This is a genomic window from Methanomassiliicoccales archaeon LGM-DZ1, assembly GCA_030168595.1.
GTDB lineage: Archaea > Thermoplasmatota > Thermoplasmata > Methanomassiliicoccales > Methanomethylophilaceae > Methanomethylophilus.
Map to the genome: position 1 here is coordinate 667,856 of CP115556.1, position 19,255 is coordinate 687,110.

Annotated in this window: 19 protein-coding genes and 1 other RNA gene; 9 read left to right on the forward strand and 11 right to left on the reverse strand. The window is 62.2% G+C overall.

The window, feature by feature from the left end:
• The first annotated feature begins 36 nt into the window (after nucleotides 1–36).
• The 6 genes from rnpB to O8W32_03140 all read left to right on the forward strand — a co-directional run bounded on the left by rnpB (nucleotide 37) and on the right by O8W32_03140 (nucleotide 5,427).
• An RNA gene (gene rnpB / locus O8W32_03115) (RNase P RNA component) lies at nucleotides 37–333 on the forward strand.
• A gap of 64 nt (nucleotides 334–397) precedes the next feature.
• Nucleotides 398–1,078 carry an HAD family hydrolase gene (locus O8W32_03120; protein ID WII09828.1) on the forward strand — a complete coding sequence of 227 codons (681 nt, stop codon included), beginning with the start codon at nucleotides 398–400 and terminating at the stop codon, nucleotides 1,076–1,078.
• A 256-nt stretch (nucleotides 1,079–1,334) separates the two neighbouring features.
• Complete coding sequence (locus O8W32_03125) at nucleotides 1,335–1,976, forward strand: corrinoid protein (GenBank protein WII09829.1); 642 nt, start codon at nucleotides 1,335–1,337, stop codon at nucleotides 1,974–1,976.
• Nucleotides 1,977–3,098, forward strand: a complete 1,122-nt coding sequence (locus O8W32_03130) for a uroporphyrinogen decarboxylase family protein (protein WII09830.1) — start codon at nucleotides 1,977–1,979, stop codon at nucleotides 3,096–3,098. It begins immediately after the preceding gene.
• Complete coding sequence (locus tag O8W32_03135; protein WII09831.1) at nucleotides 3,095–3,409, forward strand: hypothetical protein; 315 nt, start codon at nucleotides 3,095–3,097, stop codon at nucleotides 3,407–3,409. The genes O8W32_03130 and O8W32_03135 overlap by 4 nt, the downstream gene beginning before the upstream one ends.
• Nucleotides 3,410–3,414: 5 nt before the next feature.
• Entirely contained in the window at nucleotides 3,415–5,427 is a 2,013-nt protein-coding gene (locus tag O8W32_03140; GenBank protein WII09832.1) for a hydantoinase/oxoprolinase family protein, read from the forward strand.
• Between the two features lie 7 nt (nucleotides 5,428–5,434).
• Here O8W32_03140 and O8W32_03145 read toward each other — a convergent pair whose 3' ends face one another.
• The 11 genes from O8W32_03145 to atwA all read right to left on the reverse strand — a co-directional run bounded on the left by O8W32_03145 (nucleotide 5,435) and on the right by atwA (nucleotide 16,667).
• Complete coding sequence (locus O8W32_03145; GenBank protein ID WII09833.1) at nucleotides 5,435–5,935, reverse strand: GNAT family N-acetyltransferase; 501 nt, start codon at nucleotides 5,933–5,935, stop codon at nucleotides 5,435–5,437.
• A gap of 95 nt (nucleotides 5,936–6,030) precedes the next feature.
• Complete coding sequence (locus tag O8W32_03150) at nucleotides 6,031–8,754, reverse strand: FAD-binding oxidoreductase (GenBank protein WII09834.1); 2,724 nt, start codon at nucleotides 8,752–8,754, stop codon at nucleotides 6,031–6,033.
• A 73-nt stretch (nucleotides 8,755–8,827) separates the two neighbouring features.
• Nucleotides 8,828–9,262: a GIY-YIG nuclease family protein gene (locus O8W32_03155; protein WII09835.1), complete on the reverse strand. Its 435-nt coding sequence runs from the start codon at nucleotides 9,260–9,262 to the stop codon at nucleotides 8,828–8,830.
• Nucleotides 9,259–10,203 (reverse strand): methanogenesis marker 7 protein, encoded by a 945-nt coding sequence (locus O8W32_03160; protein ID WII09836.1) that lies wholly within the window; start codon nucleotides 10,201–10,203, stop codon nucleotides 9,259–9,261. The genes O8W32_03155 and O8W32_03160 overlap by 4 nt, the downstream gene beginning before the upstream one ends.
• Nucleotides 10,196–10,777 (reverse strand): methanogenesis marker 17 protein, encoded by a 582-nt coding sequence (locus O8W32_03165; GenBank protein WII09837.1) that lies wholly within the window; start codon nucleotides 10,775–10,777, stop codon nucleotides 10,196–10,198. Before O8W32_03165 ends, O8W32_03160 begins: the two co-directional genes overlap by 8 nt.
• Nucleotides 10,778–10,785: 8 nt before the next feature.
• Nucleotides 10,786–12,018: a methanogenesis marker 15 protein gene (locus O8W32_03170; GenBank protein ID WII09838.1), complete on the reverse strand. Its 1,233-nt coding sequence runs from the start codon at nucleotides 12,016–12,018 to the stop codon at nucleotides 10,786–10,788.
• Nucleotides 12,015–12,467 carry a methanogenesis marker 5 protein gene (locus O8W32_03175; protein WII09839.1) on the reverse strand — a complete coding sequence of 151 codons (453 nt, stop codon included), beginning with the start codon at nucleotides 12,465–12,467 and terminating at the stop codon, nucleotides 12,015–12,017. Before O8W32_03175 ends, O8W32_03170 begins: the two co-directional genes overlap by 4 nt.
• On the reverse strand, nucleotides 12,464–12,889 hold the full coding sequence (locus O8W32_03180) for a methanogenesis marker protein 6 (protein WII09840.1): 426 nt from the start codon (nucleotides 12,887–12,889) through the stop codon (nucleotides 12,464–12,466). Before O8W32_03180 ends, O8W32_03175 begins: the two co-directional genes overlap by 4 nt.
• A complete protein-coding gene (locus O8W32_03185) occupies nucleotides 12,886–14,400 on the reverse strand; it encodes a methanogenesis marker 3 protein (protein WII09841.1) in 1,515 nt (504 codons plus the stop codon). The genes O8W32_03180 and O8W32_03185 overlap by 4 nt, the downstream gene beginning before the upstream one ends.
• The gene (mcrC, locus tag O8W32_03190) at nucleotides 14,397–15,017 is read right to left on the reverse strand and encodes a methyl-coenzyme M reductase I operon protein C (protein ID WII09842.1); all 621 of its coding nucleotides are present in this window, start codon (nucleotides 15,015–15,017) and stop codon (nucleotides 14,397–14,399) included. The genes O8W32_03185 and mcrC overlap by 4 nt, the downstream gene beginning before the upstream one ends.
• Nucleotides 15,018–15,038: 21 nt before the next feature.
• The gene (gene atwA, locus O8W32_03195; GenBank protein WII09843.1) at nucleotides 15,039–16,667 is read right to left on the reverse strand and encodes a methyl coenzyme M reductase system, component A2; all 1,629 of its coding nucleotides are present in this window, start codon (nucleotides 16,665–16,667) and stop codon (nucleotides 15,039–15,041) included.
• A gap of 145 nt (nucleotides 16,668–16,812) precedes the next feature.
• Between atwA and O8W32_03200 the strand changes: the two genes are divergently transcribed.
• From O8W32_03200 to O8W32_03210, 3 genes are read left to right on the forward strand one after another with little or no spacing between them, the layout of a single operon-like run.
• Nucleotides 16,813–17,784 (forward strand): DUF2111 domain-containing protein, encoded by a 972-nt coding sequence (locus O8W32_03200; GenBank protein ID WII09844.1) that lies wholly within the window; start codon nucleotides 16,813–16,815, stop codon nucleotides 17,782–17,784.
• Between the two features lie 49 nt (nucleotides 17,785–17,833).
• Nucleotides 17,834–18,511, forward strand: coding sequence for a hypothetical protein (locus O8W32_03205; GenBank protein WII09845.1), 678 nt, complete (start codon nucleotides 17,834–17,836; stop codon nucleotides 18,509–18,511).
• A gap of 59 nt (nucleotides 18,512–18,570) precedes the next feature.
• Nucleotides 18,571–19,236: a DUF6198 family protein gene (locus tag O8W32_03210; protein ID WII09846.1), complete on the forward strand. Its 666-nt coding sequence runs from the start codon at nucleotides 18,571–18,573 to the stop codon at nucleotides 19,234–19,236.
• The last annotated feature ends 19 nt before the right edge of the window (nucleotides 19,237–19,255 follow it).

Below are 19,255 nucleotides of genomic sequence, written 5' to 3' on the forward strand. Positions count from 1 at the left end.
AAAGATAAATATCCAGTATGCGGATGGGGAAACGTCAATAGAGAGAGGACGGCTGACGGTAGGGCTTCGGCCCGGCCGAGGAAGTTCCCTCCTCCGCGGGCAGGACGAGCCGGGAAATCCGGCAGGGCGAGAGCCCTGGCAAGGGCCCAGAAACGACACAGTTCCGGTAAATCAGGATGATCCGTATGTCGGTGACGTTCCCGGAGATATGGTGAAACGGCGACTCCTCGTCGGAGCAAGCTCGCACAACCGGGATGACATGCCTGTGACCGGTGGGTAGAGTGCGTTAGTTGAATGCCGTCTGAAACAGAAGGGGGGCTACTACTCTCAATTGACACTTCCGCCGGTGCGCCCGGCGGACCGATTTCCATTATAAGCCCAAGGAGCATTCCGGTTCATGGCTCTCGATCCTTCTATAAAGGCCGTCGGATTCGATATGGACGGCACGTTCATGCACACGAAAGTGGACTATCCGAAGCTGTCCCGCGTAGTGTATGACGAATTCGAGAACCTCGGGGTCCCGGAGGACGTCCTCCTCACCGACAACTACAAGCTCACCATGGACAGGGGCATCGAATGGCTCAGGACCCACGGAGGCTCGGAGCACATCCCCGGGATCAACGAGCGCATAGGCAGAAGGGCGACCGAGATCGAGATGGAGAACGCGGCCATCGCCGTCCCCTACCCCGGAGCGGTCGAGGTCCTCGACATGCTCATAAGCAAAGGGTACAGGGTGGGGATCCTGACCAGGGGAGGCCGCAGATACGCTACCACCGTCCTCGGAGAGGCCGGAGTGCTCAGGAAGTTCAACGCTATCGTGGCCAGGGACGATTATCCGGAGGAGGAGGCTAAGCCGAACCCTCTCGCCATGGACCACCTCGCCGCCGCTCTGGGCGTGAAGAGCCGCGAGATACTGTATCTCGGCGACGGCATCGTCGACTTCATGACCGCCGATGCCTCTGGAGCGTCGTTCATCGGCGTCGAGACCGGTCCCAACAGCGCGGATATGTGGCACAAGAAGGTCGGCTGGGATATCCGCATCATCCCGAGTGTTGCCGAGCTGAAGGACCTAATCTGAGCGGCCCGCCTGATGCAGGCTCTCCGACGGGATTCTGAATGCACTTCGGCGTCCGTTTTTCTATTCTCTTCGGATGCCGAATTGATTCATAGATTATTCGTTTATGAATCATTTATATAGTTTTCAACCAAATTTGATATAAACAATTGTTAATTGGTTGGATATCTCATTCATCCACAGTCATCATTAAATAACTATTGTTAAATTCATATTCTAATAATTCGCAAACAAATATGCGATTAAGAATAGTGATGAAATGGCTGACAAAGAAGAGATAATCGGAAGGCTCACATCCTCCGTACAGAACTACAAGAGAGCTGATGCGGCGCAGGCCGCGCGCGATGCCCTGGATGCGGGCGTAGATCCTCTCGAAGCGATCAACGACGGGCTCCTCAGGGGGATGACGGTCGTCGGAGACCAATTCAGCAGGCACAAGGCGTTCCTGCCCCAGCTGCTTACCGCCGCAGCGGCGATGTACGGGGCCCTGGACATCCTGCTCCCGGCGATTCCTGTCGGGGAGCACAGGGAGACCAAGACGGTCACCCTCGCAGTGGTCGAAGGAGACGTGCACGACATCGGCAAAAATATCGTCAAGACCCTTTTGACTGCTGGCGGTTTCGAGGTCCATGACCTAGGAAAAGACGTTTCCGCAGAGGACATCGCGGATACTGCCCAGAGCAGCGGTTCCACCGCGATCGCCCTGAGCGCTCTCATGACCACTACGATGTTCAAGATGAAGGACACGATCGACCTGCTCGAGGAGAACGGCTACCGCGACAATGTGAAGATAAGCATAGGCGGCGCCCCTACATCGCCGGCTTTCGCAAAGGACATCGGGGCCGACCACTGGGACAGGAACGCGCAGGACATCGTCAGATGGCTGAAGGAGAGTGCCTGAATGGCCCGCAAGATGAACCACCTGGAAAGGGCCTCGGCAGCCCTGGCCGATGAAGATGCAGACAGGCTGACCGTCTATCCCATCGCCTGCGGCGTCTCGAGAAGGCTCATCGGGAACGGGAAGACCACATACAGGGAATGGTGCCAGAGCCCCGAGAAATTCGCAGAGGGGTTCGTGGCCGCCCAGAAGGCCTTCGATCTCGATTTCTCCATCGGGCTGATGGACCTCTCGGTCATTGCCGGCGACTTCGGCGCAGGAGTGAGGTTCGACGAGGAGAACACGCCCTTTGTGGACAAGCCCCTGATCAAAAACCTGGAGGATTACGACAGGCTGGAAGAACCGGACCCTGAGAAGGGGAGGACCAACGTCATAATCGAGGGCAGCAGGCTGGTCGCCGAGAGGCTCGGGAATGAGGTCATCACCTCAGCGTTCCTCGAGGGGCCTCTCCTGGTGCTCAGCCAGTCAGCCGGGGCAGAGAAGCTGTTCTTCGACTCGTTCGAGGAGCCGGACACAGTCAAAAGAGCGCTCAGGACGGTCACGGAGTACGAGAAGAAGATCGTCCGCAGACTGGGGGCCACAGGCACCAATGCAATCTGCTGGGACTACCTCTGGGCCAACTATTCCTGCCTGGACGACGCGGAGTACGGGGATCTCGAAGGCGACGTCTTCGCGCCGGAGCTCAACGAGGAGACCAGAAGAAACGGGATGGCCGTAGCCATCCACAACTGCGCCGACCTCCCCCATCTGGATACCCAGGTGAAGAAGTTCAGGCCGTCGATCTACTCGATGGCATACTATCCCCTGATCGAAGGATCGAAGACCGCTTCGCAGGTCATCGACGGAGGATACGCCGACAATACCCTCATCGCCGGGAACCTCGACCCCCAGCTCTTCGAGCGCGGGACCGTCCAGCAGGTCGACGAAGCCACGCGGGCACTGTGCCAGGAGGCCAAGACTGCGCTGTGCAGGAGGGGACTCAGGTCCAGGTACTGCATCGCGAGCGGATGCGAGGTGCCCCCTACCACGACCTGCAGGCTGGAGAACATCAAGGCGGTATCGGACGCCGTCAAGAGATACGGAACCCTGGGCGAGCGATCCCAGGGATCCGGGAGGACGGTATGAACGGTTTCTTCAGAGCGATGGAGGCAGAGGGCTTCTCAGGCTGCGCTACGGCATCGGTCAGGAAGATAGCCTGCCCGAACTGCGGCTTCCGCTTCTCCCTGGTCTATGCCCGCGCAGTGGCATGCAGGGGATGCCCGGAGGCCTGCAGGGGATGCCCCCAGGTGAGGTGTGCCAGATGCGATTCGGAGTTCCCTGTGGGGATCTCCCCCGACGTGAACGGGAAGGCCCAGGAGAGGACCCTGGCGGACCACATATGCAGGATAGTCAACGAACACAACGAGAGCAGAGGAATAGAGACAGCGAACAGGTGAATGGAATGGCAATAGGTCTGGGAATAGATACAGGCGGAACGTACACGGACAGCGTCATCCTCGATATGGACAGCAAGACAATACTGAGCAAGGCGAAAGCCCTGACAACGAGGAATGACCTGGCGATCGGAATCTCGGAGAGTATAGGGAAGCACGACAGGGATCTCCTGAAGAAGATCTCCCTGGTCTCCCTTTCCTCCACCCTGGCCACCAACTCGGTGGTCGAAGGGAAAGGATGCCGCGCCGGGCTCATCTGCATCGGGAGGGGCTACGAAGGGCCGGTCGCCGCAGACGCTTATGCGCAGATCGCCGGATCCCACGACCTCAAAGGGAACGAGAAGATCCCCCTGGACGAAGAAGGTGCCAGGAAGGCACTGGAATCCATGAGGGGAAAGGTGGACTCGGTCGCCGTAACAGGCTATCTGAGCATCAGGAATCCCGGACATGAGGACCGTGTGGCGGACCTCGCAAGGAAGATCCTGGATGTCCCGGTCGTTAGAGGGCATGACCTCTCCTCCGGCCTCGGGTTCAACGAGAGGACGACAACAGCACTGATGAACGCCCGCCTCATCCCTGTCATCGCCGACCTCATACGGTCAGTGAAGCAATCGCTGGCACAATACGGGATCGGCGCACCTCTGATGATCGTGAAGGGGGACGGGACTGTCCTGAACGAAGAGACGGCCGCCGAGAGGCCGGTGGAGACTGTGCTGTCCGGTCCTGCATCGAGCCTGACGGGAGCGAAGGCCCTGACGGGAGCGAAGGATGCGGTGATGATCGACATCGGCGGCACCACCACCGACATCGGGGTCCTGAGAGACGGCTTCCCCCGGCTCGAGAAGGAGGGGGCGCTCATCGCCGGGAAGAGGACCAGGGTCCTGGCCGCCGCCGTATCCACCTACGGCATCGGCGGAGACAGCAGGATCATCGTCAACGGCACCGCCATCGGCCTGACCCCTGTCCGCGTCATCCCGATATGCATCGCGGCGTCCAAATGGCCTCACGTGAAGGAGAGACTGAAGGCGATCTCCGAACGCGAGCCGAACCGTGCCGGCGAGACCGTCGAGGAGGAGAGCATCCTCCAGGAGACGGAGTTCTTCACGCCTGCCCGGCCGGTCACCACGGAGACCATGCAGGAGACTGACAGAAAGCTCCTGGAACTCATCGCGGACAGCCCTCTGACACTCGAGGAAGCGGGGGAGGCCATCGGCGTGCTCCCTTACTCGTTCAACGCCGCAAGGCTGGAGAAACTGGGTCTCGTGACCAGGATAGGCGTGACCCCCACCGACATACTCCGTGCCGAAGGCAGTTATGACGGTTACGACGGAGAGGCCTCTGACCTTGCAGTGAGATATCTGGCCAAGAAGGCAAGGCTCGGGAAGGAAGAGTTCATCTCGCAGGTCAAGGACGCCATCGAGACCAAGATCGCCGTGAGCCTGGTGAAGGACCTCATGCTCGAGGACGGAGGTTACGAGAAGCTCGGCCCCGCGGCCGAGGAACTCATCCGCAAGGCGATCTCCGGGAAGGACGGGAAGGACTTCAGCGTGTTCCTGAAGCTGAACAAGCCCATCATCGGGATCGGCGCGCCGGTCGGCGCATGGCTTCCGAAAGTGGCGGAGATATTCAACACGCAGCTGATCCTCCCCGAGAACTCATCCGTGGGCAATGCCGTGGGCGCGGTATCCGGTTCTGTCTCCAAGACCGTCAGAGTGCACATCCAGCCCAGGGAGGGCTCGATCGGTGCGGATCCGGCATCCGAGGTGTTCCTTGACGGCAGGAAGTACTCCTTCCCGACGTTCTCCGAGGCGCTGGCCTTCGCCGATGCCGAGGGCAGGAAGCACGCCGAGGAACTGGCCAGGGAATCGGGCGCGTCCAATGTGTACGTGGAGTCCGATGTAGAGAAGAAGACGTTCGGCACATCCTCAGACCCCGACGGGCGGATCCTGCTCGAGGCCGATGTGATCCTCAGGGCCACCGGCAAGCCCGATCTCCTCGAGGAGGCCGGGAACCCGGCCTGAGGAGCGGTCATATCCCCCGGAGGGCTCGCTGATGCTCTCCGGAGCGCCTGTCCCTGTTGACCCAGATGTTGCGGCTGTCGAGCTGGATGTCCCTGTACTTCAGGTCCGTCCTGTCGCGGAAGTCCTCGGACTCCCAGAACTCGTTGGCAGGGTTCTCCTTGAAGATCACCGCGTCAGCGCCGCAGATGCCTTCCTTCCTCAGCTGCTCCAGGGACCTGCCGACCAGCCCGTGGCCGATGCCGCGCCTGCGGTACTCCGGGTCCACGATCAGGTGGTAGAACCTCCCGCTGCGGCCGTCGCTCCCGCAGAGCACGATGCCGACCAGGCGGCCGCCGTCGAAGGCGGAGAAGCAGAACTGCCGGTTGCGGTCGAGGAACCTCGCTATGCTCTCGGCGGAGTCCTCCTTCGATCCGACGCCGATACCCCCGCTGTCCATCCACATCCGGTAGGCCTGGGCGTAATCGGACGCCTCTGTGTTGCGGAAGGTTATGCCGTCCTCGGAGAACATGCCTGTCAATCGGCGGTTCGGTATAAATCAGATGCGCCCGGATGTGCCAGCGCAGAAAATGGGAAAGGGGGAGGGCTCCCGCCCTCCCTTGGGTTTCACTCGTAGCCGCGTCCGAGGACGTGCTTCCTGTCCTCTTCCTTCTCCTCTTCGAGGCGGTTGTAATCGAACCTCTCGATGTTGTCGGCGAAGGTGGTGTTGGGAGGCATGAGCTTCTTGGCCATCTGCATGACGGTGCTCATCATGGACATGATGCCGTGGCCCAGGTTGACGCCGAACCTCGACATTCCGCAGGTGACGTGCCCGGGGTTCATGACATCGTGGGGGTCCTCGAAGGTCTTGAACTCCCTCATGAGCGAGACTGCGTTGGGGTCATGGACGTTGTCGAGGTTCCAGGCGAAGAAGATGCCGAACCCGGTGGTCCTTCCTCCGTACTCGGCGGCCCTGTCGCCGAGGTAGAAGTTGAAGGCGAAGGCGGTCATGCCCAGCATGGACTCGTCGTCCTTGAAGTAGTAGGGCATCCAGAGGACGGTGTTGTCGTCGACGACCTCGCCGATGATCCCTCCGAGCTCCATCTTCATGTCGTCGAAGCCCTTGTAGCAGACAGGCACGAAGGCCCCCCATCTCTTGGCGGGGATGATGACCTCGGCGGGGATCTCTCCGACACCGGCCTTCCTGGCCCTGAACTCGTAGCACCTCTCGGCCCACTCGTGCTCTCCGACCTCGGGCGCGGTGGCCCTTCCGCCGGCGCGGGCGACGAGCTCCTCGACCGCCGCCTCCTCGAGCGCGATGTGCTTGTCGTCGCCCTGGAAGGTGACGAGGAGGATGTTCTTCACGTCGGGGGCGTGCACATGGGCGCGGTGCTGGTTCCTGAAGTGGTTCTCGTCGGACCAGCTGATGTGCAGGGGGGTCACGCTCGCGTTAGCGATGATCCCCTGGATGACGGGGTCGGCCTCGGCGAGGCTGTTGAGGAACTCATAGGCCACGGGCTTCACGGTCCCCCTCGGGTAGATCCTGAAGGTGGCGGAGGCGAACAGGCAGAGGGTTCCCTCGGAACCGGCGAAGAACTGGTTGAGGTTGTATCCGGAATAGTAGGATCCCATGTTCTTGTAACCGGTGTTGATGACGGTCCCGTCGGGGAGGACGGCCTCGAGGCTCAGCACGTTGTCCTTGGCGGACCCGTACTTGTAGGAGCCGATACCCATACCGTTGGTCCCGAGCCAGGCGCCGATGGTCCCCGCAGGGAACGAGGAGGGCATGGACCCGATGAGGAACCCTTTCTCCTCAGCGGCCTCGAGGGCCTCTTTCCAAGTGGCGCCGGCCTGTATGGTGGCGGTCATGGAGACGGGGTCGATGGAGATCTTGTTCATCTTCGACGAGAAGTCGACGACGAGGCCGCGCATGGCGGGCTGGGACCCTCCGAGTCCCCAGGTGGAGTTGCCGCGGGGGGTCACCGGGATGCCCTCCCTGTAGGCGACCTTCATGATCTGGGACAGTTCGGAGGTCTTGCTGGGCCTGAGGACCGCGTCCGGCATGTTGTCGAAGGCGATGGTCGCCAGCTTGGGCAGCGGGGCGAGGTCGTGAGTGTAGAGGATCTTCTCCTCGGGGCTGGTGTTGACGTTCTCCTTGCCCAGGATGTCCTTCAGCTCGTCGAGTATCTTGTCGTTGATGGCGCGCTTCAGCCTGTCGCCGGAGTGCACGTCGTACTCCCCGGTCTTGAAGAACTCCTTGAGGGCCTTCATGAAGGCAGCGGTGCCCTCGTCGCGGATCGCATCGATCCTGTCTCCGACGAGGACCTTCCTGGCCTCCCTGCCGCCGAGCTTGGCCGCCTCGCCGGCGGCATTGTCGGAATCGGCGATGAAGTACGCGGTGTACCTGTCGGCCACGGCCCCGTGCGCTTTCCCGCCGACGGCGGCGATGTAGGCGCCGGCGTTGGCAAGGGGAACGATAACCCCGGCCTTCCCGGCCGGCTCGAAGGCCGCGGCGGCCTCGGTCTTGGCGCCGTTGGCGGCGGCCGCGAGGCCGTCGGTCTGGACGGTGTCGAGCTCGACGAACTCGGGCTCTCCCTGGTACTCCAGGGTGAAGACGGTCTTGCCGCCTTCGGTGCAGAAAGTGAAGTTGATGGGCTTCAGCCCGGGGTCCCTGATGACGGCGTTCTCGAAAGCAACCGCGTCATCGTCGGAGGAGAACGCGTAAGAGACGGCCTTCCTGACGCCTGCGGGATGGAGCTTCAGGGTAACGGCCGTGACGATCCCGAGGGTTCCCTCGGACCCGGGGATCAGCTGGATGAAGTTGTATCCGGACATGTAGCTGCCGATCTCGTCGTAGCCGGGCTCGATGACGGTCCCGTCGTTGAGCACGATCTCGGCGTTCAGCAGGTTGTCCTTCGCAGGTCCGTACTTGTAGGTCCCGTTCCCGACGGCCTCGGAGGCCGCCCAGGACCCGACGGGCTCGCTGAGGTCGAAGGGCATCGATCCCAGGACCATGCCCTCGGCCGCGGCGGCCGCGATGATCTCTTTGAACCCGGCGCCGGCCTGCGCCTTGACGGCGTGGTCGGCCTTGCTTACGGAGACCTTGTTCATCTTGGACAGATCGACGGCGATCCCTCCTCCGCAGAAGGCCGCGGTGCCGAGCGCGGCGACGCGGATGCCGGCCGCCATCCTGACGACGGCTGCGACCTCCTCGGCGGAGGACACGGTAACGATCACGTCGGGGGAGAACTCCTTCTCATCCTCGATCCTGACTTTCGCCTCGCCGACAGCATTCCTGATGTTCTCCACGACGCCGAGGGCGGCTTCGCGGTACTTGTTCTTGGACTCCATGATGATACACTCCACTGCAGGGGCAGCGTGTCTACTATATGGGGTGCACGTAACCTATCTTATTTAATAAAACTTAGGTAGCGCCAGCCGTCCCCGGCATGCGGAAAAAAGACAGCCTGGCCCTTTGTATCATGGCGGCCTTCTGGGGGGCGTCCATGCGGTACAGGTGGGACCTGCATCCGCAGTCCGAGCAGCCGAAACCTTCCATCTCCGCTACGCCGCCGCAGTCGGCGGCTATGCGCCCGAGCTGGCACTCCGAGATCGGGTCGGGATAGGATATCCAGGCCTCGGACGAATCGCAGCGGACTGTCAGGTAATCGATATGCCAGCGGAGCTTCTTGTCATGTGCCAGATGGCGCATGACGCGCTGATCGATCCCGCCCATGGCGCTCCCCACGTAGCAATAAGTGCCCGCGCGGAAATGGTGCGTGCCGAGGGACCCCACGGAGATCTCCTCGTCATGCCCGAAGGTGACGAAGAGGGCATAGGTCCCCCGGCGGACACTCATCGCTTGGCCTTCAGCGAGTCCTCGTACTCCACCTGGGACCTCGTCTTTATGCGGATCAGCATGGAGCTGTCGTTGATCTTGGACGGGGAGATCTCGCAGACATCGCCCAGCCGGCGGCCGTAGATCTCCATGTTCTCGATCTGCTCGTGGTACTCGTCGTAGGATATCTTGGCCCTGAGGCCGTCGAGGTGCATGACCAGCGGCGCCGGCCTGAGGCACATGTCGATGGGCTCGAAGTTCTCGAGCAGCGCCTTTATCTCCGACGGGTGGACGAACGGCGGGTCCTCCTCTATGGCCTTCTTCTTCTCCTCCAGGACCTCGCCGACGCGGTCGCCGACCTCGGAGAGCTTGGCCCTGTCCTCAGACTCCCTCATGCGGGAGGCCTTCCTGCCGATCCCGCTGACCACCGCGTCGCAGGTGCCGGCGACCTTGTCGCTGTCGGGCTTCGGCCCGCAGATCAGCACGGTCGGGATATCGATCTTCCTCAGGATCAGGTCGGCCTTGAACTCCACGCAGGGCTTGAAGTTGCCCAGCATGAACACGCAGGCGTCATACTCGTCGATGATGGACGATTCCTCGAGATTGATCTGCGAGGTGTGCTTGCCGCGTCCCCTGGCGAGGCCCATGACGACGGTGACGGCGCCGAGCCTCCTCAGGTACTCCGCGACATCGCATATCGGGTGCGGCATGTGGTGGCGGCCCAGGGTGGGGCCGACGACAGCGATCTCGGTCCCCGCCAGGGGAACCTCCTTCACCTGCCCGCCGATGTCCTTGCAGAGGGCTTCGATCATCTGCCGGTCCTCGCTGGGGACCGACATGGTGACGGTCAGCATCTGCGCGCTCCTGTTCTTGAGGAGCACCACGCCCCCGACGTCCTCTATCATCTCGAACAGCTCGTCGGAGCGGTACACTCCGCCGTCGTACATCAGAACCTCATACATCGGGGACCACTCCTTTCGATACGGCCGCATGGATCTTCTCGGCAGTTGCGATCTGCTCCGGCCGGACGATCTCCTCGGTGGCCATCACGGTGACCGTGCTGCTGCCGCTGATCACCCTGCGGTTCCTGATGCCCTCGGGGAGCACCCTGGCGAGCGCCCCGAGAATGTCCTGGATGGGCTGCTCGGCGGACTCGACGGGGAGGGCATCGACCTCGGCCGAGGTATCGACGCCGTCGACCGTTATGTCGAGGCGGTCCGTCTGCTGCACGCGGTCCCTCCCGTAGGTGTCCCAGAGCTTCTTCAGCATGCCGGGCGCGTACATCTCGTCCCTGATGCTGATGTACACCTTCCCCCTCTCGGCCCTGGTCATGGCGACGTCGCCGATGCTCTTGGCCGCCGGCTTGGACCTGAGCCTGACCGACACGATGAAGAGGGGCTCCTCCGGCCTCAGCAGGAGGTACGAGCCCTCGATGGCGGTCAGCTTGCCGACGTCGTACATTATCTCCTCGTACAGGGACCGGTAGCGGTCGTTCCCGTACTCATCGGTCCCGTTGACAGTGGTTTCTGCTGGCATATCGCGCCTCACATCAGCCCGGAGCTCAGCAGCGCGCCGCCGACGGCGCCGATGTACTGGGAGTCGGGCGGTACGATCGGAGGCTCCCCGAGGACCGATCCGACCTCCTTGACCAGCCCCTGGATCAGCGATGTGCCCCCGACCTCGATGATCGGGTGGCGGACATCGATCTCCTGGAGCTGCTGCTCATACACCTGCTCGGCGACCGAATGACAGGCCGCGGCCGCGACGTCCTCGAACTTCTTCCCCTCTCCCAGGTTGGTGACGAGGTCCTGGATGCCGAAGACCGAGCAGTAGGAGTTCATCCTGGCGTTCGCCCAGTTCCCTTTGACGGCGAGGGCTCCCAGGTCCTGGATGGGGATCTTCAGCCTGTTGGCGGTCATCTGCAGGAACCTGCCGGAGGCTCCTGCGCAGATGCCTCCCATGGTGAAGTTGTCGGGTATGCCGTCCCTGACGGTGATGGCCTTGTTGTCCATGCCGCCGATATCGATGATGGTGGCCTCGCCCTTCTGACGGTCCGCGAGCCAGACGGCGCCCTTCGAGTTGACGGTGAGCTCCTCCTGGACGAGCTTGCATTTGTCGGCGAACTCCTTCCCGAGGGTGTAGCGGCCGTACCCGGTGGCCCCGATGCACTCGATGTCCGAGTACTTGTAGCCGGCCTGCTCCAGGGCCTCGTCGAGGACCTGGTGGGCGGTCTGCGTGACGACCGCGCCCGACGGGGTCCAGGACTTACCGATGATCTTGTTGTCCTCCATGATGACGGCCTTGGTGGTCGACGATCCGGAGTCGAGCCCGGCGGTCAGGCCGGACTGCTTCTCCCTGGCCAGCAGGTCCTTCCTGGTGACGATGGTGACGAGCGCCTCCATCCTGGTCAGGAGCTGGGCCGCCTTGAGCCTCTCGGTGAAGGAGTAGGTGACGACCGGGAGCCTGGTGTTCTCCTGGATGAACCTCCTGAGCTCGTTCCTCACCAGGGCGGCCTCCGCGCACCTGAAGCAGGTGGTGATGAACACCGCATCCGCGTCGTACTTGCCGTCCACGAGGCTGGCGGCGCGGGCGATCATCAGCTGGAGCTGCTGGGACTTCGGCTTGAAGCCGAACCTCTTGATGGCATCCTGCACCTGGCTGTAGGAGACGTCTGGGTAGACGATCTTGGCACCGACCGCGCGGGCGGCGGACTCGATCTCGAACTGGACACCACTGTACTCAGTCCCGCAGGAAAGCTGTGCAATCCTGATGGTCACTGCGCCGCCCCCTTCGCGCCGAGCCCGGCCAGGAAGTCCTTTATCTGGCCGACCATGGCCTTCGCCTCCGCCTCGTCCTCCGGGTATTTCACGGTCAGGGCGGGGATCCCGCGCCTGTGGATGAGGTACTTGGTCATGCTGTTGGAACGGTCGCACCCGACGCAGCCGAAGCTGAACGGGGCGTCCTCGATGATGATGGCGGCGTCCGCGGCCTCGATCATGGGGCCCCAGAGGGCCATCCTCCCGCGTATCCCCGAGGGCACTTCGACCCCCGCGTACTTCAGGCCCTTGATGACGTCGTCGAGGGTCACGTTCATAGGGGGCATGTCGACCTCTATGTTGTCCACTTTCTCCTGGATGACGGCCATGGAGCTCAGGGGCTCATGGCCGAACCTCTCGACGAGATCGAAAAGGATCATGCTGTTGGGAGGGTCTATGAATACCTTCATCTGAATGCCTCGCAGATTTCTTTGAGTTGGGTGACTGGAAGGGGTTTGCGCTCGGAGGGCACGCTGTAGGACGCGTCCCCGGAATCGAAGCTGTCCAGGGCGGCCTGGATGAGCGGAAGGCACTCCCATTCCGCCTCCAGCTGGGCAAACCCTGGGCGGGTGCCGTGCTGGGCGCGGCATCTGCGGGGGTCTCCCTGGGGGTAGCCCCTCCTCTTCGAGAACACCTGGTTGCGGTAGGTCTTCCTGACCTCCGCCACGATCCTGCGGGATGTCTCGGCGTCCGCCTCGTACAGGCACCCGTAGCATGTCTCCTTGACGCTGATGCCGGCGGCCATCGTGTGCACGGCGCGCACGAGCTGGTCCGGGGTCAGCTTGGAATCGGGGGAGATCATGAGGAGCCTCGTCTCTCTCTGTTCGCTCATTGCCTATCCTCCATGATGTAAACTGTGCTCTCGTCGTCCAGGGTCTCCAGGACCGAGAGGTCCCCGATGTACCTGCCGAGCATGTTGGTGCCCTCCGGCTCCTCGCCGGTCGGGCCGTACTGCTTGCTGTCGGTCAGCCTGATGCCGATGAGGCCGTGGTACGGCCTCGACTGGTTGGTGATCCCGATGTCCCCCTTCCTGCATTTCTTGAAGAGGTCGTCCTGCGGGATCAGGTCCTGGCTCCTCGCGTCGTCCCCGTAGAACGTGCACATGGGCGACCCGGGCATAGACAGCTGGACCTTCAGCTTGCCGACCGGCTTGTGGCTGAGGCCGGTGACCTTCCTGAAGTAATGGGAGGTGGCGGCGTCGCCGGTGGTCACCTTGATCTTGAGGATGCTCTCCTTCGGGACGCCGAAGACCTCGACCTCTCCTTTCTCCAGGGCCTGCATGGTCTCCTCGGGCGCCTGGTCGGCGATGACGGCCCCGTCGGAGGTGTCCCCGGTCCTCCTGACCTTGATGCCGAAGCGGGCGAGGAATGCCTCCCCGTCCTTCTGGGTCATGCCGACGGCGAGCGCCCTCGGCGGGTCGGTCTCCACGGCGATCCTGTCCCCGGCGGCCGCGCGGGAGACTATGGCCATCCCGCCCGCGACCCTGCCGGCGATGTTGAGCGCGGGGCTGAGCTGGCGCCTCTCCCTGTAGAACAGGACGTGCCCCTCCCCGGCGCCGGAGTTCCTGACCGCGACGGTGCCGACGTCCCTGACGCCCGCATCCTCCGGCGACATGTCGACGTCCATGTCGTCGCGGCATCCCATGAAGGTGCCGGTGGCCTCAGAGACGTCGATGTAGCCCTTGGACGCCAGGATCAGCAGCTGCTCCGCCGATTTGGGGGAGGAGCGGTCGAGCTTCACCAGCACGCGGGTCTCCACGGAGTACCCGTCCTCGAGGCGGTAGCCCAGGTCCTTGGTGACCGCGACGTTCTCCCTGCTGGTCTCCGATACCACGGGATGGATGCCGATGATGTGCTCGTTCTCCTTGAGGACGTTCATCAGGTGCCTTCCGACGGTGATCTTCCCGATCTTCCCGCCTCCGCAGCCGGTGACCTTGTCCATCGGCTTCCTGGCTATCATGAGGTAGGTCGTCTGATTGTCGTTCCCGCCGAGGCTGAAGAAGACCTCGTAGCGCTTGAACGACCCGGACGCCTTGTCCTCGCGGAAATCGGTGGCGAACGAACCGAAGGCGAGCACCTCCCTGGTGCTCCACCTGAGGTTCACACCCTCGATGGAGGGGATGAGCGCCCTGAACCTCTTGGCATCCTCCGTATCGTAGAGGTGCACCACCATCTCCCCGCGCGGGGTCAGGAGGGCGAAGTCGTTGGAGACCTCGGTGACCTTCTCGGTAGAGAGATGGACGGAGATGTCGGAGCCGCTGACGTACGGCTCCCCTTCGAGGGCGTCGGCCAGGGTGGCCCCGTCCTTCAGCTCCTTCTGCTTCCCGTTGACGGTGACCTTCATCGGTCCCCCTCCCTCGGCAGCAGCTTCTGCACCTTCGAGGCGATCTCGTCGAGCTTCTCCTGCGAGCAGGTGACGCCCCTGACCACTCCGGTCACGATCTCCATGATGGAGCCGCGGGTGTTGATGTCCTCCGGCGCCGGCATGACGTCGCGGGTCTTGACCCCGATGGCCGCGAAATCCTCGAAATCGAGCGGGCACTGGGACACCACGATGGACGGCTTGTCGACGTTCCTCAGTATGAGCCTCGCCTTGTAGATGACGTGGTTCCTCACGTTGCCGAGGTGGATGAGGACGACCTTGTACTGGTTGATCCTGTCGACCTCGATCGGGTCCAGCCCGAACCTCTGGCCGGTGGTCACGTCGGGCGCATCGGCCGGGGTGCCGTTCCCGGCGTTGACCACGAGGACGGATGCGTTTATGCCTTCCTCGCGGAGGGCGTAGGTTATCTCGCACACCGGTTTGGTGATGTGCCTCCTCCCCGGGCCCATGGCGACGACGCAGACGTCCTTGCCGCTCTCGGAGATCGTGGCCCTCTGCGCGAGGCCGCCACCGATCCCGAGGCCCTGGGACTCCCTGCACTCCACGAAGCTCAGGTGTCTTCCGATTTGCTGCTTCATTCGGTTCCCCTCCGGGGGCTCTCACTCCTGCTGGGGCTCTTCCTCGTTCCTGATGTCCTCATCGTCGCTGCCGCGGAGGTCGAACTTCTCGATCAGGGTGGCGGGATCGCCGATCTCGACGACCTTCCCCTTCTCCATGAAGGCGGCGCGGTCGCAGCAGTTCCTGACGAAGTCCATGTCGTGGCTCACCACGATGAAGGTCTCGCCGAGGGTGTCCCTGGCGCGGATGACCGATTTGGCGACTATGACCTTGGTGATGGGGTCCATGGTGCCGGTGGGCTCGTCCAGGACGATGATCCTCGGCTCCTTGATGAGCACCTGCGCGAAGGCGATCCTCTGGCACTCTCCCACGGACAGCGTGTCCGGCAGGGCCTCGAGGATCCTGGACACGTTCTTCTTGTCGAAGCCGACGCTCACGAGCACCTGGATGGCCTTCATCCTGGCGAGCTCGGCCGGCATCTTGATCCCGATGCTGGTGGTCAGGTTCTGGAGGACGGTGTCGAAGGGATAGAGGGTGTACTCCTGGTGGAGGACGCCGATGTACGGGGTGGCGCGGCCCTTGTTCTCGTACCCGTCCTTGGACATGTCGATCCAATCGTCGCCGATGCGGACCTCGACCTTCCCCTTGGTCGCGTTGGACTGCCCGCAGATGAGCCTGGAGGTGGTGGTCTTGCCGGCGCCGGAATACCCGATGATGCCGAAGATCTCCCTCTCCTCGATCTCGAAAGAGATGCCGTCGACGGCCTTCACCACGCCTCTGTCGACCGAGAAGAAGTGCTTCTCGGCATCCACCAGGCGGACGATCGGCTGCCCGTCGTCCACATGCTCGACCTTGTCGAAGTGGTAGCCCTCCATGAACTTGGAGGTGACATCGGACGGCTTCCCTTCCATCTTGACCTTGCCGTTATCGAGCCAATAGGCGCGGTCGGCCATCTTGTCGATGGCCTCCGGCCAGTGGGAGGCGAAGACCATCGCGATGCTGTGGTCCCTAACATAGGTGACGAGCTTGTTGTGGATTATGTCCGCGGTGTAGGGGTCGAGGGTGCCGGTGGGCTCGTCGGCGACGAAGAACAGGGGGTTCTTGGCAATCTGCCTCGCCAGGACGATCCTCTGCTTCTCTCCTCCGGACAGGTCCCTGGCTATGTGCATGGTCCTGTGGGACATGTTGACGAACTCGAGCAGCTGGATCGCGCGCTCCACGCGCTTGGGGGTCCCCTCGGGTATGGCCTCCATGACGTTCTCGATGACGGTTTTGTCTCCGAAGAGGGCGAAGGTCCTCTGGAGCATGATGGCTATCCTGCCGAAGACCTCCTCCCTGAGGTCGTCATGCTCTTTGAGGGCCCAGAAGTCGACATCGATCCTCTGGGAGTCGCTGCCGCATTTGGTGCACGGCTTTCCCTCGAAGGGCAAGTCCAGGTTGCCGCATTTGGTGCAGCGGTTCAGGTGGTAGATGATCTTACCGCTGTCCGGCTTGTAGTCGATGCTCCCCCTCAGCATGTGGAGGAGGACCGATTTCCCGGCACCGCTGCGCCCTATGAGGCCGATGATGTCCCCCGTTTTTATGACGGTGCTGAAATCATCGAGCACGGTGCTACCGTTGAACTTCTTGGTCACGTGCTCGACCGTGACCAGTTCGACAGACTTTGGCATGTCTTATGGGATGGTCCTTTCTTATTTAATATAAACCGCACGCAACAATCGATAATGTCCAGCAGCCAAAACCCGGCATGGCGGGCAGACCGGGCGCGGGCGCGGATGCAAAACAGTTTTATTGGATGGTACCATTCATCCATCCATGGACAGTGCCGTCTCGAGGAGCCACATGGGCGGTCCGGTACCCAAATTCAACGACTACCACATATGGAAATCTTTATATTGCCTCAGCACCGCGTCGCCGATAGGCCGCAAGAAGCTCGCCGAGCTCATAGGCCTGGGCGAGGGGAGCACGAGGACCCTGCTCTCCATCCTGCAGGACGCCGGCGCCATCTCGGTCAAGAAGAAAGGGGTAACGCTGACCCCCGAGGGCAAGAAGCTGTGGGAGACGGTGGTCATGAGCACCGCGGAGGTGGACCTGGGCACCCTGACCATAGGGGAGCATGACTGCGCGGTCAGGGTCCCGCATGCCGCCGGCAAGATCACCTACGGCTGCGAGGAGCGCGACAACGCCATCAAGAACGGGGCCCTGGGGGCCACGACACTGGTGTTCTCCAACGGCCAGCTGACGTTCCCGGGGGACAGCTACCCCCTCGACGAGAAGTACGACCGGATCCTGAAGAAGACGTTCTCCCTCTCCGATTCCGATGCCGTCATCATCGGCACCGCCGACAGCTACGCCGCCGCCGAGGAAGGCGCCGTCTCTGCCGGCCTGGAGCTCCTGGGCGGGCTGAACCTTCAGAAGGATAATGCCGCCCCGGTGTCCATCCTCGGTTCCGGGAACGAGCTCCTGGCACTTGCGTTCATGGTGCACGACCTCGTAGGCGGGCTCCCGGTCTGCGCCAAGAGCAAGGACAATCTCGGCATAAGGATCGAGAACGGCAAGGTCATAGACAACGCCTACACGGGGGCCGTCCTCGAGGAGGTCCTCAAAGTGGGGACGACCATCAGGAGGATCGCCACCTCCGGGCCTTACAAGGGGATACGCGTCATCGTCACCCCCCTGGAGGTGAACAACCGCGTGATCGCGGCCATAGGCGTCGTGGACCTCAGAAGCATGACCGGCCTGGACGACACGCTGAAACTGATGGACGAGGACCCGGACCTGAGATGATCCTCGTTCGAAATATTCATATAGAAGCTAAAATAGATTGGGTGGTAATATGTCAGAAGTCAATGGGCCTGAAGAGCCCCTCAAGATCGCCGCCGGACTCAGAGGAGTAGTCCATGCGTTCTACCTGACGCCCGATGTCCTCGATGAGATGAGGGCGGAGGAGGCCAAGGTCCGCGCCGCGGGCGGCAACATCAACGTCGACAACCGCGGGTTCTCGGAAGCGCTGACCCGCGACCATGTCATCGCGATAATCAAGGACCCGAGGTTCAGGCCCCCTCCGGAGCCCACGGTCCTGCTGATGGACGACAACGGGGACATCCTGGGAACCGAGGTGTTCCCCTTCACCATCAACAAGTACCTCAACAGGGACGATGTCGTCTGGCTCTCTGATGCCTTCGTGATGTTCCCGCTGGTCCAGGGCCACGGCGGCGAGAAATTCGTGATGCCTCCCGTCAGCTTCCCCGAGCTCAACCCGAGCAACGGCTGCAAGGACGTCATCTCCTGCAGCCCGGCCCCCACCTGCGACCTCCTCATGAGGAAGCACTACGACTACCCGGACGACCCCAAGCTCGCATCGGTGCTCATCGCCTTCAACGACTGCCCGGTGGACCCGAACTTCAAGCCGGACCTGAGCAAGCTCGTGATCCCGAGGACCGAGGTCATAAAGAAAAAGAAGACCCAGCGATCGGATCCGCTCCGACGCTCCAAACCTTTTAACGCTCCCTGACGGGAGCGGCGTTATATCGGAACCAGCAAATAATGAATGATTCTGGGTTCCGACAGCGAATGTCTGCAGAGAAACCCGATTACACGAGGAGGCAGATCGCGAAGAGATGCATCCTCCTCGCGGCCGCGCTCTATATCATGACGATAGGGATATCGATGTCCAAGCTTGCAGGTCTGGGCACCACTCCCATATCCTGCATCCCGGCGACCCTTTCCTACTCCACGCCGCTGTCCATGGGCGCCTGGACCGTGATCTTCAACTTCCTCCTGATCTGCATCGAGGCCGCCGTCCTCGGACGCCAGTTCAGGCCGGTCCAGTTCATGCAGCTGATCATGGCCGCTGCCATCGGGATCTTCACTGACATAAACCTGGAGGTCTTCTCCTTCATCGACCCGGGCAGCTACGCGGAATCTTGGGCCTGGTGCATCCTGTCCGGGGCCATACTGGGTCTCGGCGTCATGCTGGAGGTCCGTTCCAATATCCTGGTCGCCCCCGGCGAGGGGGTGGTCGTCGCTTTCACGACCAGGTTCAAGGTCCCGTTCCCGAGGATGAAGATCGTCTCCGACACCTCCATGGTCATCACGGCCGTCATCCTGTCCCTGGCCATGCTCGGGGATCTGGAAGGCGTGCGCGAGGGGACCATATTCGCGGCGCTGACCGTCGGCATCTGGGTCGGTTTCTTCAGGAAACATCTGGGAAAGGCGGCCGACCGCTTCACGGCCTGAAGGAAAGGCTATATCCGGC

Excerpts from the sequence above, each read along its gene's own strand:
- O8W32_03120 (WII09828.1), top strand. The coding sequence starts at position 398 with ATGGCTCTCGATCCTTCTATAAAGGCCGTCGGATTCGATATGGACGGC.
- O8W32_03125 (WII09829.1), top strand. The coding sequence starts at position 1,335 with ATGGCTGACAAAGAAGAGATAATCGGAAGGCTCACATCCTCCGTACAG.
- O8W32_03130 (WII09830.1), top strand. The coding sequence starts at position 1,977 with ATGGCCCGCAAGATGAACCACCTGGAAAGGGCCTCGGCAGCCCTGGCC.
- O8W32_03135 (WII09831.1), top strand. The coding sequence starts at position 3,095 with ATGAACGGTTTCTTCAGAGCGATGGAGGCAGAGGGCTTCTCAGGCTGC.
- O8W32_03140 (WII09832.1), top strand. The coding sequence starts at position 3,415 with ATGGCAATAGGTCTGGGAATAGATACAGGCGGAACGTACACGGACAGC.
- O8W32_03145 (WII09833.1), bottom strand. The coding sequence starts at position 5,935 with ATGTTCTCCGAGGACGGCATAACCTTCCGCAACACAGAGGCGTCCGAT.
- O8W32_03150 (WII09834.1), bottom strand. The coding sequence starts at position 8,754 with ATGGAGTCCAAGAACAAGTACCGCGAAGCCGCCCTCGGCGTCGTGGAG.
- O8W32_03155 (WII09835.1), bottom strand. The coding sequence starts at position 9,262 with ATGAGTGTCCGCCGGGGGACCTATGCCCTCTTCGTCACCTTCGGGCAT.
- O8W32_03160 (WII09836.1), bottom strand. The coding sequence starts at position 10,203 with ATGTATGAGGTTCTGATGTACGACGGCGGAGTGTACCGCTCCGACGAG.
- O8W32_03165 (WII09837.1), bottom strand. The coding sequence starts at position 10,777 with ATGCCAGCAGAAACCACTGTCAACGGGACCGATGAGTACGGGAACGAC.
- O8W32_03175 (WII09839.1), bottom strand. The coding sequence starts at position 12,467 with ATGAAGGTATTCATAGACCCTCCCAACAGCATGATCCTTTTCGATCTC.
- O8W32_03180 (WII09840.1), bottom strand. The coding sequence starts at position 12,889 with ATGAGCGAACAGAGAGAGACGAGGCTCCTCATGATCTCCCCCGATTCC.
- O8W32_03185 (WII09841.1), bottom strand. The coding sequence starts at position 14,400 with ATGAAGGTCACCGTCAACGGGAAGCAGAAGGAGCTGAAGGACGGGGCC.
- mcrC (WII09842.1), bottom strand. The coding sequence starts at position 15,017 with ATGAAGCAGCAAATCGGAAGACACCTGAGCTTCGTGGAGTGCAGGGAG.
- atwA (WII09843.1), bottom strand. The coding sequence starts at position 16,667 with ATGCCAAAGTCTGTCGAACTGGTCACGGTCGAGCACGTGACCAAGAAG.
- O8W32_03200 (WII09844.1), top strand. The coding sequence starts at position 16,813 with ATGGACAGTGCCGTCTCGAGGAGCCACATGGGCGGTCCGGTACCCAAA.
- O8W32_03205 (WII09845.1), top strand. The coding sequence starts at position 17,834 with ATGTCAGAAGTCAATGGGCCTGAAGAGCCCCTCAAGATCGCCGCCGGA.
- O8W32_03210 (WII09846.1), top strand. The coding sequence starts at position 18,571 with ATGTCTGCAGAGAAACCCGATTACACGAGGAGGCAGATCGCGAAGAGA.